This is a genomic window from Herbaspirillum sp. C7C8 (assembly GCF_022627875.1).
Taxonomy (GTDB): Bacteria; Pseudomonadota; Gammaproteobacteria; order Burkholderiales; family Burkholderiaceae_D; genus Herbaspirillum.
This window is the reverse complement of sequence record NZ_JABXGG010000014.1, coordinates 26,475-42,482: the sequence shown is the minus strand read 5'-3', so window position 1 is coordinate 42,482 and position 16,008 is coordinate 26,475. Positions and strand designations below refer to the sequence as shown.

At 62.1% G+C, this 16,008-nt stretch carries 15 protein-coding genes; 12 read left to right on the top strand and 3 right to left on the bottom strand.

Annotated elements, in window-relative coordinates:
* Window positions 1-15 precede the first annotated feature (15 nt).
* The 9 genes from rpsK (at window position 16) to HWE01_RS16340 (ending at window position 8,950) form a co-directional block, all read left to right on the top strand.
* Window positions 16-420: a 30S ribosomal protein S11 gene (rpsK, locus tag HWE01_RS16380; RefSeq protein WP_006464911.1), complete on the top strand. Its 405-nt coding sequence runs from the start codon at window positions 16-18 to the stop codon at window positions 418-420.
* A gap of 162 nt (window positions 421-582) precedes the next feature.
* The gene (gene rpsD, locus HWE01_RS16375; RefSeq protein WP_008334157.1) at window positions 583-1,206 is read left to right on the top strand and encodes a 30S ribosomal protein S4; all 624 of its coding nucleotides are present in this window, start codon (window positions 583-585) and stop codon (window positions 1,204-1,206) included.
* Window positions 1,207-1,312: 106 nt separating this feature from the next.
* Window positions 1,313-2,290: a DNA-directed RNA polymerase subunit alpha gene (locus HWE01_RS16370; RefSeq protein ID WP_006464909.1), complete on the top strand. Its 978-nt coding sequence runs from the start codon at window positions 1,313-1,315 to the stop codon at window positions 2,288-2,290.
* Window positions 2,291-2,477: 187 nt separating this feature from the next.
* Complete coding sequence (gene rplQ / locus HWE01_RS16365; protein ID WP_008334167.1) at window positions 2,478-2,873, top strand: 50S ribosomal protein L17; 396 nt, start codon at window positions 2,478-2,480, stop codon at window positions 2,871-2,873.
* 150 nt (window positions 2,874-3,023) lie between these two features.
* Window positions 3,024-3,371: a divalent-cation tolerance protein CutA gene (cutA, locus tag HWE01_RS16360; RefSeq protein WP_241822354.1), complete on the top strand. Its 348-nt coding sequence runs from the start codon at window positions 3,024-3,026 to the stop codon at window positions 3,369-3,371.
* A 33-nt stretch (window positions 3,372-3,404) separates the two neighbouring features.
* Window positions 3,405-5,195 carry a protein-disulfide reductase DsbD gene (gene dsbD / locus HWE01_RS16355; protein ID WP_241822353.1) on the top strand — a complete coding sequence of 597 codons (1,791 nt, stop codon included), beginning with the start codon at window positions 3,405-3,407 and terminating at the stop codon, window positions 5,193-5,195.
* Between the two features lie 111 nt (window positions 5,196-5,306).
* The gene (locus HWE01_RS16350; RefSeq protein WP_008334172.1) at window positions 5,307-5,945 is read left to right on the top strand and encodes a peroxiredoxin; all 639 of its coding nucleotides are present in this window, start codon (window positions 5,307-5,309) and stop codon (window positions 5,943-5,945) included.
* A 909-nt stretch (window positions 5,946-6,854) separates the two neighbouring features.
* Window positions 6,855-7,934 carry a DUF4150 domain-containing protein gene (locus HWE01_RS16345; protein ID WP_241822352.1) on the top strand — a complete coding sequence of 360 codons (1,080 nt, stop codon included), beginning with the start codon at window positions 6,855-6,857 and terminating at the stop codon, window positions 7,932-7,934.
* 35 nt (window positions 7,935-7,969) lie between these two features.
* Complete coding sequence (locus HWE01_RS16340) at window positions 7,970-8,950, top strand: type VI immunity family protein (RefSeq protein WP_241822351.1); 981 nt, start codon at window positions 7,970-7,972, stop codon at window positions 8,948-8,950.
* A 10-nt stretch (window positions 8,951-8,960) separates the two neighbouring features.
* Here HWE01_RS16340 and HWE01_RS16335 read toward each other — a convergent pair whose 3' ends face one another.
* Window positions 8,961-9,899, bottom strand: a complete 939-nt coding sequence (locus tag HWE01_RS16335) for a LysR substrate-binding domain-containing protein (RefSeq protein WP_241822350.1) — start codon at window positions 9,897-9,899, stop codon at window positions 8,961-8,963.
* Between the two features lie 203 nt (window positions 9,900-10,102).
* Between HWE01_RS16335 and gbd the strand changes: the two genes are divergently transcribed.
* The 3 genes from gbd to HWE01_RS16320 all read left to right on the top strand — a co-directional run bounded on the left by gbd (window position 10,103) and on the right by HWE01_RS16320 (window position 14,303).
* Window positions 10,103-11,242 (top strand): 4-hydroxybutyrate dehydrogenase, encoded by a 1,140-nt coding sequence (gene gbd, locus HWE01_RS16330; protein WP_008334182.1) that lies wholly within the window; start codon window positions 10,103-10,105, stop codon window positions 11,240-11,242.
* A gap of 140 nt (window positions 11,243-11,382) precedes the next feature.
* The gene (locus tag HWE01_RS16325) at window positions 11,383-12,972 is read left to right on the top strand and encodes an aldehyde dehydrogenase (NADP(+)) (protein ID WP_008334183.1); all 1,590 of its coding nucleotides are present in this window, start codon (window positions 11,383-11,385) and stop codon (window positions 12,970-12,972) included.
* Between the two features lie 119 nt (window positions 12,973-13,091).
* Window positions 13,092-14,303, top strand: a complete 1,212-nt coding sequence (locus HWE01_RS16320; RefSeq protein ID WP_241822349.1) for an ABC transporter substrate-binding protein — start codon at window positions 13,092-13,094, stop codon at window positions 14,301-14,303.
* A gap of 148 nt (window positions 14,304-14,451) precedes the next feature.
* Here HWE01_RS16320 and HWE01_RS16315 read toward each other — a convergent pair whose 3' ends face one another.
* Window positions 14,452-14,913, bottom strand: coding sequence for a carboxymuconolactone decarboxylase family protein (locus tag HWE01_RS16315; RefSeq protein ID WP_008334185.1), 462 nt, complete (start codon window positions 14,911-14,913; stop codon window positions 14,452-14,454).
* Window positions 14,914-15,036: 123 nt separating this feature from the next.
* Complete coding sequence (gene sigJ / locus HWE01_RS16310) at window positions 15,037-15,999, bottom strand: RNA polymerase sigma factor SigJ (RefSeq protein ID WP_241822348.1); 963 nt, start codon at window positions 15,997-15,999, stop codon at window positions 15,037-15,039.
* Window positions 16,000-16,008: the final 9 nt, after the last annotated feature.

The window sequence follows — 16,008 nt, the reverse complement described above, 5'->3', positions numbered from 1 at the left end:
TTCAAGGAAGAAATTATGGCAAAGTCCCCCAACAACGCAGCAGCATCGCGTGTTCGTAAGAAAGTCAAGAAGAACGTTGCTGAAGGCATCGCGCACGTTCACGCTTCGTTCAACAACACCATCATCACGATCACCGACCGTCAGGGCAACGCTCTGTCGTGGGCAACTTCGGGTGGTGCTGGCTTCAAGGGTTCGCGCAAGTCGACTCCGTTCGCAGCCCAGGTCGCCGCTGAAAGCGCCGGCAAGGTTGCCATCGAATGCGGCATCAAGAACCTGGAAGTGCGTATCAAGGGCCCCGGCCCGGGCCGTGAATCCGCAGTGCGCGCTCTGAACAACCTGGGCATCAAGATCACCCAGATCCAGGACGTGACTCCGGTCCCGCACAACGGCTGCCGTCCGCCGAAGCGCCGTCGCATCTAAGTTGTAGTATAATCTTGCGCTTTCGCCTGTCAGTCAGGCAAAAGCGCAGGCAAATCACCCGCCAATCACCTTGGCGGGTTTTGTTCTTAAGACCACTGTCTGGCCGCATGCAGGTCAGACTAGCGTCCGGCAACATGGGACGTCATTGATAAAGGAAATACCGTGGCACGTTATATCGGACCGAAAGCAAAACTCTCCCGCCGCGAAGGCACCGACCTGTTCCTGAAGAGCGCACGCCGCTCGCTGGATTCCAAGTGCAAGCTGGATTCCAAGCCGGGTCAGCACGGCCGCACTTCGGGCGCCCGCACCTCCGACTACGGCAACCAGCTGCGTGAAAAGCAGAAGGTCAAGCGCATGTACGGCGTCCTCGAGCGTCAGTTCCGCCGCTACTTCGCTGAAGCCGACCGCCGCAAGGGCAACACCGGCGAAACCCTGCTGAAGCTGCTGGAATCGCGCCTGGACAACGTCGTCTACCGCATGGGCTTCGGCTCGACCCGCGCTGAAGCGCGTCAGCTGGTGTCCCACAAGGCCCTGACCGTGAACGGTCAAGTCGTCAACATCGCTTCCTACTCCGTCAAGGCTGGCGACGTCATCGCCATCCGTGAAAAGGCCAAGAAGCAAGTGCGTATCGCCGAAGCCCTGTCGCTGGCCGAATCGAACGGTTTCCCGCAGTGGGTTTCCGTGGATTCGAAGAAGCTGGAAGGCACCTTCAAGTCCTCGCCGGACCGTAGCGAAATCGCTGCCGACGTCAACGAATCGCTGATCGTCGAACTGTACTCGCGTTAATTCGTAGTACCGCCGTACCCCTGTGCCCACCTCATGGTGGGCATTTTTCCGAACTGCCATCAGCCTTATCGGTGTAACGAGCCGAGGGTATTGAAAAGGACAATTCATGCAAAACAGTTTGTTGAAGCCCCGCATCATCGAAGTGGAAACCCTGGCCCCCGGTCACGCAAAGGTCGTGATGGAGCCGTTCGAGCGTGGTTACGGTCACACCCTGGGCAACGCGCTGCGTCGCGTGCTGCTGTCGACCATGAGCGGTTACGCTCCCACCGAAGTGACCATCGCTGGTGTGGTGCACGAATATTCGTCGCTGGACGGCGTGCAGGAAGACGTGGTCGACATTCTGCTGAACCTGAAGGGCGTGGTCTTCAAGCTGCACAACCGTGACGAAGTCACCCTGACCCTGAAGAAGGAAGGCGAAGGCGCCGTCCTGGCTTCCGATATCGATCTGCCGCACGACGTCGAACTGATCAATCCGGATCACGTCATCGCCAACCTGACCGGTGGCGGCAAGCTGGACATGCAGATCAAGGTCGAAAAGGGCCGTGGCTACGTGCCGGGCAACGTGCGTCGCCTGTCCGAAGACACCAACAAGACCATCGGCCGCATCATCCTGGATGCGTCGTTCTCGCCGGTGCGTCGCGTGTCCTACGCGGTCGAATCCGCGCGTGTGGAACAGCGTACCGACCTGGACAAGCTGGTCATGAACATCGAGACCAACGGCGTCATCACCCCGGAAGAAGCGATCCGCCAATCGGCGCGCGTGCTGGTTGATCAGCTGAACGTGTTCGCCGCCCTGGAAGGCACCGAAGCGACTGCAGAAGCACCGTCGCGCGCACCGCAGGTCGATCCTATCCTGCTGCGTCCGGTCGACGACCTGGAACTGACCGTCCGTTCGGCAAACTGCCTGAAGGCCGAGAACATCTACTACATCGGCGACCTGATCCAGCGCAGCGAGAACGAACTGCTGAAGACCCCGAACCTGGGTCGCAAGTCGTTGAACGAAATCAAGGAAGTCCTGGCTTCGCGTGGCCTGACCCTGGGCATGAAGCTGGAAAACTGGCCGCCGGCTGGTCTGGAAAAGTAATTCACGTCACCTGGCGGGCTGCGGTGCAAGCCGCACCGCCAGGCTGACTTGAGGCTGTACCTGAAGTAGTCGTCACATCCGTAACAAAGAACTTTTATCCGATATTTACCGGTCCGCGGTCCGGACAGCCCAGCTGGCCTGCCGATAGAAGAACTGGATCAAAACTGTAACCTGAAAGGAAATTACCATGCGTCACCGTCACGGTCTCCGCAAACTGAATCGTACTTCGTCCCACCGTCTGGCCATGCTGCGCAACATGACTGTTTCGCTGCTGCGTCATGAAGCCATCAAGACCACCCTGCCGAAGGCCAAGGAACTGCGCCGCGTCGTCGAGCCTATCCTGACCCTGGGCAAGACCGACACCCTGGCCAACAAGCGCCTGGCTTTCAACCGCCTGCGCGACCGCGAAATCGTCGGCAAGCTGTTCTCCGAACTGGGCCCGCGCTACGCTGCCCGTAACGGCGGCTACCTGCGCATCCTGAAGATGGGCTTCCGCCAAGGCGACAACGCACCGATGGCCTTCGTTGAGCTGGTCGATCGTCCGGAAGTCACCGACGCTGCTGACGCGCCGACCGCTGAATAATTCACCGGACGTTGCATCACCAGGAAAAAGCCAGGCTCTGCCTGGCTTTTTTGTTTTGCGCGCCTGCATTTTCTTTCATCCGCTTGCTGAGCGCCGTCACGCCCGGGCTCTGGATGTGGTTGAATACGGTCTCTGCAAGGAGAGCTTTCCATGTCCGCATCCCTGTTGAATCAACCACTGCTGGTACTGGCCAATGTGCCCGACCAGGCCCTGGCCGAACGCATTGCCGATGCGCTGGTAGAACAGGGCCTGGCCGCCTGCGTCAATGTGCTGGCGCCGGTACGGTCGGTCTATCGCTGGCAGGGCAAGGTTGAGCGCGATACCGAGATCCCCTTGCTGATCAAGACGACCCAGGCGCGCTATCAAGAGCTGGAGCAGGCTATCGTCCGGGCCCACCCCTACGACGTGCCGGAGATCATTGCCTTGCCTGTCGCCGCGGGCCTGCCGGCCTACCTGGCGTGGATGCAGGATGAGACCGCACGGCCCCTGCGCGTGTAAGCACAGACCACCCCTTTCGAACGAGGACTACCGTTGAATCGCATCAACCGGCGCGAGCGCCTGACAAGATTTCCCCTGCTGGTCGTGCTGGCGCTCCTGGCGCTGCTCGGCCTGCTGGTGGCCAAGGCCGCCAGGGCGGCGGATGATTACCTGCCGCCCGAACAAGCCTTCCAGCTCAGCGGCCGCATGATCGATGCCCAGACCCTGGAGCTGAGTTATCGCATCGCCGATGGCTACTACATGTACCGGGACCGCTTTCACTTCAGCGCCGAGGGCGCCACGCTGGGGGAACCCCGGTTTCCGGAGGGTAAACGCAAGTATGACGAAAACTTCCAGAAGGAAGTCGAAACCTACCACCAGGCGGTGACCGTACGTATTCCGGTCAGCGGTGCAGTGAAGGATTTTGTCATTTCGGCCGTGTCGCAAGGTTGTGCCGACAAGGGCTTGTGTTATCCACCGATGACCTTGAAGCTGTCCCTGTCGCCCCAGGCCATCGGCCAGAGCGTCAGTCCGGTCGGTACGGGCGCTGAAGCGGTCGGCTCCGGTGGCAGTGATGTTGACCGCATCACCGCCGTGCTCAGGGCAGGCAAGCTGTGGCCTGTCCTCACGCTATTCTTCTTGTTGGGCATCGGCTTGTCCTTTACGCCCTGCGTGTTGCCGATGCTGCCGATTCTGTCGTCCATCATCGTTGGGCAGCAGTCGACGACGGGGGGCGGCCGGGGCCGCAGCTTCCTGCTTTCGGTGGATTACTCGCTCGGCATGGCGCTGGTCTATACCGCCTTGGGCGTAGCGGCCGGGATGCTGGGAGAAGGCCTGTCCGCCTACCTGCAGAATCCCTGGGTACTGGGTGCCTTCGCACTCCTGATGGCCGGACTGGCCTTGTCAATGTTCGATCTCTACACGCTGCAGGTTCCCGCTTCGCTGCAATCCAGATTATCCACAGCCTCTGGCGGCGGCAGTGGCAAATGGCTGGGCGTATTCCTGATGGGCGCGATCTCGGCATTGATCGTCGGCCCGTGCGTAGCTGCCCCGCTGGCCGGTGCGCTGCTCTACATCAGCCAGACCGGCAATGTCGTGCTGGGCGGTAGCGCCCTGTTTGCGATGGCGGCGGGCATGAGCGTGCCGCTGCTGCTGATCGGCGCCTCGGCCGGCACACTGCTGCCGCGTGCCGGGGCCTGGATGGATGCGGTCAAGCGCTTCTTTGGCGTGTTGATGCTGGGCACGGCGCTGTGGATGGTGTCGCCGGTCATCCCGGCCTGGCTGCAGGTGGCAGGCTGGGCCGCGCTGGGCATCGGCTATGGCGCCTTCCTGCTGTGGACGCGTCCGGCCGGATGGATGTCCCGCGCGCTCGGGCTGGCGGTGGTCACCCTGGGCTTGTTGCAGCTGGTCAGTGTCGCCACGGGTGGGCGCGATCCACTGACACCGCTGTCGCATCTGCGTGGACAGTCGGTCCCCGCAGGGGCTACCGACTTCGTGCGCATCCGTTCCGGTGCCGAGCTCGATGCCGCACTACAGCAAAATGCTGCCGGTGAGCGTCGTCCCGTCATGCTGGATTTCTATGCCGATTGGTGCGTGTCCTGCAAGGAAATGGAACGCTTCACCTTCAGCGATGCCCGCGTGAAGGAACGTTTTGGCCAGATGCTGCTGCTGCAGATCGACGTGACCGCCAACAATGCCGATGACCGCGCCATGTTGAAACGTTTCGATCTGTTCGGCCCGCCTGGCATCATGTTCTTCGATGCCGATGGCCGGGAACTGGCGCAGCGTCGTGTGATCGGTTATCAGGATGCAGACAAGTTCATTTCGACGCTACAGAACCTGTAATTGCTCATTGCATCACGTTATTTGAAAACCACTTTATAGTCGTTGGCCGCGGGCTGGCCTCGCGTTATAGTCAACCTTCCCGTTTTCACTCGTTCAACCAAGGAGACCATCATGACGCTGCGCCTGGGCGATACCGCACCGGATTTCGAGCAAGAATCCTCGATCGGCAAGATCAAATTCCACGACTGGGCGGGAGACTCCTGGGTCGTGCTGTTCTCGCACCCGGCCGACTTCACGCCGGTCTGCACCACCGAGCTGGGCCTGACCGCCAAGCTCAAGCCCGAATTCGACAAGCGCAACGTCAAGGCCATCGCCCTGTCGGTGGATGGTGCCGAGGCCCACAACCAGTGGATCAAGGACATCGAGGAAACCCAGCAGACCGTGGTCGGCTTCCCCATCGTGGCCGACGTGGACAAGAAGGTGGCGGGTCTGTACGACATGATCCACCCCAACCAGTCCGAAACTGCGACCGTGCGGTCGCTCTTCATCATCGACCCGAAGAAGAAGGTGCGCCTCATCATCACCTACCCGATGAGCACCGGCCGCAACTTCGACGAAGTGCTGCGCGTCATCGATGCCCTGCAACTGACCGACGGTTATACCGTGGCCACCCCGGGCAACTGGAAGGATGGCGACGACGTCATCATCCCGTTGTCGATCAAGGATGAGGAAGTCATCAAGCAGAAGTATCCCAAGGGCTACAAGTCGCCGCGTCCGTACCTGCGCATTACGCCGCAGCCGAACAAATAAGCCTGTTCCGCTGTACGGCCCGAAAGCGCTTCCGAGGGAGCGCTTTACGATGAGGCATGACAACCCCGTGTTTGCGAACACGGGGTTTTTTATGCGCAGAGGAATCGTACGTAGCTGGCCGAAGGTGCAATAGCCAAGCGTTCTGGCGAAGACTTGATAGAACGATTTCTAGGAGGTTTTTCGAGGGCCGTGGACCTTTTCACCGCTTCGGCTCCGCCTGCTGTCCTGAGCCTTATCGAGCGCAAACGATCTTGATAACGTATTCCGTTTCGCCAATTTGGAGACGGTATGGGAAGCAGGTCCATTTGCTGTGCAGTCGACACGACTGCAAACGCTGACGCGGGAGTCGGCGCTGGCAAAAACGATGGCGCTCGCAGCCAATGCTGAACGTCAAGCAAGCTGCAGCCCTCCCTGATTTGGTGGCGACGACCGCTGAGAAACTGACTGACCGCCATACGGATCAGTTGGCCTTCGGATGGCGTCGTCGGCCTGATCGCCTGGCCAACCCGGCGTTGGACTTCGCCGATCTTGTTGCTTACGACGACCGCATGCAGGCGTCATTGACCGCGCTGGTTCACCTGGGAGAGCCCGCACGGCAACACCTGCGCAAGCTCCTTGGCGAACCGGTGCGCAGCGCCGAGCTGTTCGCGGTGACCTGCTATGCACTGGCCACGCAGGATGCGGAGCTCTTCGACGCTGTCAGCGCACTGAGCACTGCGATCCCTGACTTGATGCCCGCGAGGGTGGCTGCGTTGCAGTGGGCACCGGACTCTGCGCTGCTGACATCGGCCATCGACTGCCTGTCCATGGCGCAGCAACTCAAACTGGTTGGTCTGCACAACCGCCAATGGCCCGACCTGGAGGAACGGGTACTGGCTTGTCTGCGGAGAACCTTCCGGAGATTCGCGCATGGCGATCACCATCAACGTCAACGGCCTGAGCCTGTGCCATCGCGGCAGTGGCGGGGTCAGCCACAACACGCTGCCCAATGTGTGCAAGACGCCCGACAAGGGCATCCCGGTGCCCTATCAGAACGAGGCCTACTCGCGCGACCTTACAAAGGGAACCGTCAGCGTGTTCGCCGACGGCGGCAACAGCATTGCCAAGGATGGTAGCCAATTCGCCAGGAGTGTGTTCGACGAAGCCGGGTCGATGGGGGGCGTGGTCTCCGGCACCCATTCGGCCGAGACCGACTGGATCAGCCACTCCTTCGACGTATTCTTCGAGGGCAAGCCCGCCTGTCGGCTCACCGACAAGCTGTTCATGAACCACCGCAACACGGTGAACATGGCCGGGCTGAAACAACGTGATTTGCCCAAGCCGGATCAGGATTTTTTCGACGAGATTTGCGAGCTGGCCTGCGAATGCTGGAATACCCACAAAAAAGACGGGCCGCAGCCGTTGCCAAAGGGGCATACGTTCCAGGAATGCATGCGCAAGAAAATCGATGACAAGTACTACGGCGGGCCGGCCAACGCCCGCAACGGTCGTTATCCCAAGTCCGATGCCCGCATGTGGCGTGAAGTGTCCTTCGACCGCGGCAACAACTGGGAAATGATCGGCAGCAAGTCCAACCCGGGCCTGCCCAGCTCGCAATACCCGTGGGCCGATTCACGCCGTCTGGACATCGCCCGTATCGGACCGGATGGCAAGGTAATCAAGATCTTCGATGTGAAGTTTGGCAAAGATACGCTCTCAGACGACGCGGCCGATGACTACCGCAGTATTGCCGAAAGGCATACAGGTAGCAAAAAGAACTTTGAGAAGTTCGAAGTTAATGAACGCTGTAACTGCGACGACGAGAATCCCCCTCAGCATCCAGTACCGGTCACCGCGTCCGAGCCGGAGAAAAGCCTCATCGACAAGTTTGGCGATGTGATCCACTCGACCACCGGTGTGCAGTTGACAGGAGGGCTATTGGTGCTCGCGCTGATCATTTCCGAAGCTACGCGGCTCTTCCCACCTCGCAATGCCATCCCCATCCCTTGACCCCATCCCGCACTATTAACCAGGAATAACTTCACATGGACATCAACCAAGCCATTACCGAACTTGTAGAACGAGAAGGCGGTATCTGCATTTTCGACAAGATTGCATTCCCTCTGCCCTACAACACCGATGCCGTCGCCTGCAAATTCGGCCTGGGGGCCGAGCTTTATATGGTGCCGACGGATCAGCCCGTGCTACGCCAGCGTGCTCTGGAATTCTTGGTGGATTATTGGAAGACTTTTCCGGACAAGGTAAACCGCTTTTTGGCCCGAGACACGAGACGGGCAGTCAAGTTCTCTGGCGACCCTCGCGGCCGTATTCAATCCGATATTGACCTTCCACCGCTAAATGGTTACGGCGCGGCGCTCATGGGCATGGTGGACATTGGCGTGAAGATTGACAATGTTAATCCGTACCGAGCCGATGTACTTGTCCGCCGCGCAGAACAACGCGAGCTTTCCTGTGTAACTGCTCATTTTCAAATCTGTAACGGCCAGGGCAAGACAAACTTCGACGTGCTGCTCGCTGCCACCCTGCGCTGGTGCGCTATTTGCCAGCCGGTACATGGTAGTGCAGGGTGTGCCTTCGTATTCGAGAACGACCAAAAGAGTGAGTACACCCAACAACTGTTCAAACGCTTTCCGGGGTTCGATTTCCAGGATGGAGGGTGGTTCGCCTTGGAGGCCCAAGACGTTCATTACCGCATCAAATGTGTGAACTGGCTGACCGTGCTATGTGATGCGCTGGTTGAAGAATTGGGAGGACGCGACAAGATGCGAGCGGCGCTGGAGCCGGTGTGCGAGGTGCACGACTACCCCGGCGGAGTGGTGATCCAGGCCGGAGCCTTTCCGCAGATCGGCGACACCTGGCGTGATGAGGTTCCGGAAGCCTACAGGTTGGTGGCCCGCTATACCAAAGCGATCCGGTTCGAAGCGTACCGCGAAGGTCTGTTCCGCGTCCCGCAGGGTCTGGACGACAATGAAGAAACCCTCGCATGGATTCGACGCTTCGATTGACTCGGCCTAGTCAGCCCGCCACCGCACGCGCAAATCCATCCACGAACAACCGCGCCACCGGCGACAGGAGCGTCCCGTGCCGTGTCACCAACTGATAGGGCTCGCTGCGCGTATGCAGCTTCAGCGGCAGGATGCGCGTCATGCCGAAGCGCGTGCAGAACTGCGCCACATCCACCGACAGCAGCGCCACGAAGTGCGGATTCTTCTGCAGCAGCGACAAGGTCGTGAAGGCCGAGGTGGTTTCCATCAGGTGCAGCGGGAAGCGCAGGTCGGCATCATGGAATTCGCGCTCCAGCGTCAGGCGCATGGGCATGTTGGCCGAATAGACCACCCAGCGCGAATCGGCCAGGTCGGCCAGTTGCAGGCTCTGTGCCCCGGCCAGCGGATGTTGCACGCTGGCTACCACAGCCAGCTCTTCGTCATGGATGTTGAAGGCGTCATACAGGTCCGGGCGCTGGCTGATGCTGGTGCGGCAGATCGCCAGGTCCAGCCGCCCCTGGTCCAGCAGGCGCAGCAGCCGCGCACTGGTGTCTTCGACAATTTCCACCGACAGCGTCGGATGCGCCTCCAGCAATTGCGTGAGCGCATCCGTCAAGAGCGGCACCGCGCCCATGATGGTACCCACCGCCAGCCGTCCACCGTGGCCTTGCATGATGGATAACATTTCTTCACGCAGGTGGGTCAGGTCGGTCTGGATCAGCCGCGCATAGCGGATCACGCAATGGCCCAGCTCGGTGGCCTCCAGTCCGCGATTGGTGCGGGTGAACAATTGCGCACCGAGCGTGCTCTCGATTTCCTGCAAGGCCTTGCTGGCGCCCGGCTGGGTCAGCGCTACCTGCTCGGCCGCCTTGAGCAGGGAACCATGGTCGGACAGCGCGATGAGCAGCCGCAACTGCCGCAGGTGCAGGCGCGAAGTGATGGAGGCCAGCGAGGGCAAGGTATTGTGCATGGAAGTGATCCCCAAAGAAGCCTCTAGTATGAGCGCTGGTTATACCCATATCAACAGCTCTCATTAGCCAAGTGCCCCTCGATAGCTTAGAGTCTGGCTTTCCAAAGCGGGACCCCATTGGGAAGCACCGGCTTCTGCAGGGTTTCGGAGCAAGCCCGCCGATGGCGGCCCCGGTGGAGACATCTATAAATCAAGGCTATGTAATGGCACTCATCAACTACATTACCCAGGTCCAGTTCGACTACGGCGCACTGGCGCTGCTGCAGCAGGAATGCGACCGCCTGGGCATCAAGAAGCCGCTGCTGGTGACCGACCCGGGCATCCGCAACGCCGGCCTGCTGGACAAGGTCCTGGGCCAGTTGAAGGAGGGTGCCGGCACCGTCGTCTACGACCAGACCCCGCCCAATCCCAACGAGGGTGCCGTGCGCGCTGCCGTGGCATTGTTCCGTGAGCATGGCTGTGATGGCATCGTGGCCGTCGGCGGCGGTTCCTCCATCGACCTGGCCAAAGGCGTGGCCGTGTGCGGCACCCACGAAGGCCCGCTGAAATCCTTTGCCCTCATCGAAGGCGGCCTGGCCAACATTACGGCCAAGACCGCACCGGTGATCGCCATTCCGACCACCGCCGGCACCGGCAGCGAAGTCGGCCGTGGCGCCATCCTGATCCTCGACGATGGCCGCAAGGTCGGCATCATCTCGCCGCACCTGGTGCCCAAGCTGGCCATCTGCGACCCCGAACTGACGTTGGGTCTGCCGCCGCTGATGACGGCGGCCACCGGTATGGATGCCATCGCGCACTGCCTGGAGACCTTCATGGCCCCGGCCTTCAACCCGCCTGCCGACGGCATCGCGTTGGATGGCCTGTGGCGAGCCTGGGCGCACATCGAGCGCGCTACCCGTGAACCGGGTGACCGCCAAGCGCGGCTGAACATGATGAGCGCCTCCATGCAGGGCGCCATGGCCTTCCAGAAGGGACTCGGTTGCGTACACAGCCTGTCGCACTCGCTGGGCGGCATCAATCCCAAGCTGCACCACGGCACCCTGAACGCGATCTTCCTGCCGGCCATCATCGCCTTCAACGAAAGCGCGCCCAGCATGGTCAAGGACAACAAGATGGCCCGCATGGCCCACGCCATGGGCCTGGCCAGCGGTGCCGAGATCGGCCCGGCAATCCGTGACATGAGCCGTCGCCTGGGCTTGCCCGCAGGGCTGCGCGAACTGGGCGTGAGCGAATCCCTGTTCCCTCAGATCATCAAGGGTGCCCTGGCCGACCACAGCCACAAAACCAATCCGCGCGAAGCCTCGGAACAGGATTACCTGAACATGCTGCAGCAATCCATGTGATGGCCGACAATGAACAGCGCGGGCAGGCTACTCTCGGCCTGCGGCGCATTTCCCCCTCAGCTGCCCCCGCCTCGCGCGGGCGCAGCTTTCTTGCCTGACCCGACCCCGGGCGGCATCAACGACACCAGCAGGAGCACAACGTGAGCGACAAGATCCTAGGACACAACTACATTGGCGGCCAGCGCAGCGGCCAGGGCGACGTCGCCCTGCACAGCGTGGACGCGACCACCGGCGCGCTCTTCGAGACGCCCTTCCTGACCGCCACCGAGCAGGAAGTCGCCGCCGCCGTGGATGCGGCCGAGAAGGCCTATCCGCTGTACCGCGCCATTGCCGCCGAACAGCGCGCGCTGTTCCTGGAAGCCATCGCCGACGAGATCGACGCCCTGGGCGAGGACTTCCTCGCCTGCGTGGCCCGCGAAACCGCCTTGCCGGCCACCCCGCGCCTGGCCGGTGAGCGCGCCCGCACCAGCGGTCAGATGCGCCTGTTCGCCAAGGTCCTGCGCCGTGGCGACTTCTACGGTGCCCGCATCGATACCGCCTTGCCGCAACGCCAGCCGCTGCCGCGTCCGGACATCCGCCAGTACAAGATCGGCGTGGGCCCGGTGGCCGTGTTCGGCGCCAGCAACTTCCCGCTGGCCTTCTCGGTGGCCGGTGGTGATACCGCTGCCGCCCTGGCGGCCGGCTGCCCGGTGGTGTTCAAGGCCCACAGCGGCCACCTGGTCACCTCCGAACTGGTGGCCAATGCCATCGAGCGCGCCGTCAAGAAGACCGGCATGCCGGCCGGCACCTTCAACATGATCTACGGTGATCGCGTCGGTGCCCAGCTGGTCAAGAGCGCCGGCATCCAGGCCGTGGGCTTTACCGGCTCGCTGCGCGGTGGCCGCGCCCTGTGCGACATGGCCGCAGCGCGTCCGCAGCCGATCCCGGTGTTTGCCGAGATGTCCAGCATCAACCCCATCATCCTGATGTCCGAAGCACTCAAGGTGCGCGGTGACGCCATCGCCAAGGACCTGGCCGGCTCCGTCACGGTCGGCGTGGGCCAGCTGTGCACCAGCCCGGGCCTGCTCCTGGGTGTGCGGTCGCCGGAACTGACTGCCTTCATCGAGAAGCTGTCGGCAGCCTTCGGCGGCAGCAATCCGGCCACCATGCTCAACAGCGGCGGCCTGACCCACTACAACGGCGGCGTCGCTCGCCTGACCCAGCTGCCGGGCGTGAAGGTCATCGCCACCGGCGGCACCAGCTACACCCAGGCCGTGCCGCACCTGTTCAAGGCTGATGCCGCGCTGCTGTTCTCCAAGGAAGCGCCGCTGGAAGAAGAAGTCTTCGGCCCCTCCACCGTGATCGTCGAGCTGGAAAGCCGTGAGCAACTGCTGGACTTCGCCGCCAAGATGAACGGCCAGCTGACCGCCACGCTGCAAGCCGAAATCGGCGACCTGCAAGGCAACCAGGACCTCATTGCCATCCTCGAACAGAAGGCAGGCCGCCTGCTCTTGAACGGCTTCCCGACCGGTGTCGAGGTGTGCGATGCGATGGTGCACGGCGGCCCGTATCCGGCCACGTCCGACGCCCGTGGCACTTCGGTGGGCACGCTGGCCATCGAGCGCTTCCTGCGCCCGGTGTGCTACCAGAACTACCCGGACGCGATGCTGCCGGCCGCACTGCAAAACGCCAACCCGCTGGGCCTGATGCGCCTGGTCGATGGCGAACAGACGCGCGCTACCGTCGGCTGATTGTCCGTACGCAAGACCGGACCGGCAAGGGACTGCCGGTCCCGCAAGACCTTCCCCGCACTCGATTGCGGGGTCGCAACAAGAACGACATTCCAAGACCCCTAGAGGAGGAGACCCCCATGACCGCATTCATCCGGCGCGCCGCGCTGTCGGCCGCCTGTGCCCTGCTGGGCGCAGCCACCCTGCCATCCGCTCACGCGGCGGGCGATACCATCAAGATCGGCTTCATCACCGACATGTCTGGCACCTATGCTGACTTCGACGGCCAGGGCGGTGTCGAAGCCATCCGCATGGCCATTGCCGATGCCGGCGGCACCATCAACGGCAAGAAGGTGGAACTGGTCTTTGCCGACCACCAGAACAAGGCCGACATCGCCGCCAACAAGGCCCGCGAATGGTTTGACCGCGACGGCGTGGACATGCTGGTGGGCGGCGTGAATTCGGCGGCCAGCCTGGCCATGGGCAAGGTGGCGGCCGAAAAGAAGAAGATCTTCCTCTCCGTCGGAGCCGGCACCACGCGCCAGACCAACGAGGAATGCAATGCCTACACCATCCAGTACGCTTACGACACCACGGCTCTGGCGCGAGGCACGGGCGCGGCCATCACGCGCCAGGGCGGCAAGTCCTGGTATTTCCTGACGGCGGACTATGCCTTTGGCACCTCGCTGGAAAAGGACACCAGCGACGTCGTCAAGAGCAATGGCGGCAACGTCGTGGGCGCGACGCGGGTGCCGCTGGCGACCTCGGATTTCTCGTCCTTCCTGTTGCAGGCGCAGTCGTCCAAGGCCCAGATCCTGGGCCTGGCCGTGGCCGGCGGTGACGTCATCAATGCCATCAAGGCCGCCAATGAATTCGGTGTGAACAAGACCATGAAGCTGGCCGGGCTGCTGATCTTCATCAACGATACCCATTCGCTGGGCCTGCAGCTGACCCAAGGGATGTACCTGACCGACGGCTGGTACTGGGACCTGAACGACCGGAGCCGCGCCTGGGCCAATCGTTATTTCCTGAAGATGAAGAAGATGCCCTCCATGTTCCAGGCCGGCGACGCTTCGGCCGTGGGCCAGTACCTGAAGGCGGTCAAGGCCGTGGGCAGTACCGATGCCGATCAGGTCATGGATTACCTGCGCAAGCATCGTATCGATGATTTCTTCACCAGCAATGGCGTGGTGCGTCCGGACGGCCGCATGGTGCACGACATGTACCTGATGGAAGTGAAGAAACCTTCCGAATCCAAGCGTCCCTGGGATTACTACAAGCTGGTGCAGACCATCCCCGGCGAGCAAGCCTACATGACCAAGGTCGAATCCAAATGCGCACTGTGGAAGTGAGCGCACCGACGTAATCAAATCAAGCCGGGTGGCGCGCGTGATGCCGCCGCCTGCCAGTTTTTGAGCAAGAAGTCTGATGTGGATCGGACCATGTTCAACGCATCCCGGGTGACCGGGGTGCGTTTTTTTTCGCCTGGGCGCCGATGGCTCAGGTGCGACGCGCCACTTGCGGGCGCATGGCCACACCCAGGCGATTCCAGGCGTTGATGATGGCGACCGCGAAGGTCAGGTTGGCGATCTCGGTATCGCTGAAATGCTCTTGCAGTTGGGCGAAGGCGGCATCTTCCTTGTCGGCGTCCTGCTGGTGCAGGTGGGTGAAGCGCTCGGCCCAGTTCAGCGCGGCGCGCTCGGCGTCGGTGAAGAAGGGGATTTCGCGCCAGGCCGCCAGGGTGTTGAGGCGCTGCTGGTCTTCGCCTTTCTGCAGCAGGTCATGGGAGTGCATGTCCACGCAGAAGGCGCAGCCGTTCAGTTGCGATACGCGCAGGAATATCAGTTCCAGCAGCTTGGGATCGACACCGCTCTGGTGGACCACCTCGCTGGCCTTGAGCAGGCCATTGAAGGCGGGTGCGGCGAGCTTGGCATGGGGCAGACGTTGCTTGAAGTCGGACATGAGGATTCTCCATCGGGGAAAAGGTGACAACGACGCCAATCGCCGCTGTTCCCCTTCTAGACGGAGTGGGCTCGCCCCTTGTGACAGATTCGATCAAAAATAAATGAAGAAATCTGAAAAATCTCAGGGCGGCGTGTTCTGCTGGACGATGGCGGCCAGCTTGTCGGGGTTGCGCACCACATAGATGGCGTGGATGCGCAGGCCATCCGATTCCAGCACTTGGGCTGATTCCAGCGCACCATCGACGTAGCGCAGCAAGCCCGGGCTGCCGTTGATCCAGGCCGCGCGATAGACGATGCGCCGGGCGAAGCGCCGCACGTTGGCGTAGTAGAGCCAGGAGATGCGCTCGCCACCGGCCAGCGGGTGCGGGAACGAGGCCACCTTGCCGCCACCGTCGCCGATCAGGCGCGCATCCTCGGCCAGCAGGCCCAGCATGGCCTCGCGCTGGCCGCTTTGCACGGCCTGCATGAATTTCTCCAGCAGCAGGGCGTGGGTTTCGCGCGTGACGGGGCTGGAAGCGGCGCGTACTGAGGTGCGGGTGATGCCATCGGCCTCCTGTCGCGCCAGCCGCTCGCGGGCGCGATGCACCAGCTGGCGGCAACTGGCTTCGGACTTCTGGAGGATGGCGGCGATGTCGGGGTAGTCGTTGTCAAATACTTCACGTAGCAGGAAAGCCGCGCGTTCCTCGGGCTTGAGGCGCTCCAGCAGCAGCAGGTAGGCGAAGGAAACGTCACTTTGCTGTTCCAGCAGGGCTTCCGGCGAGGGGGCCAGGCGGGCCGCGCCGAACAGGTCGATCTCCGGCGCCGGTTCGGCCAGGCCCACCAGCGGCTCCGGCAGCCAGTGGCCGACGTAGTGCTGGCGCTCCTGCTGCAGCTGGCGCAGGCGGTCGATGCACAGGCGCGTGACCACCGTGACCAGCCAGGCTTCGGCCGAGTTCAGGACCGACTTGTCCTGGGCATGCCAGCGCAGCCAGGCGTCCTGCAGGACGTCGTCGGCCTCGCTGCGCGAGGCCAGCATGCGGTAGGCCACGCCGAACAGGCGTGGCCGCAGCTGTGTGAACAGGGCGAGTACGGGATCGTCGGTCATCGGCCGGGC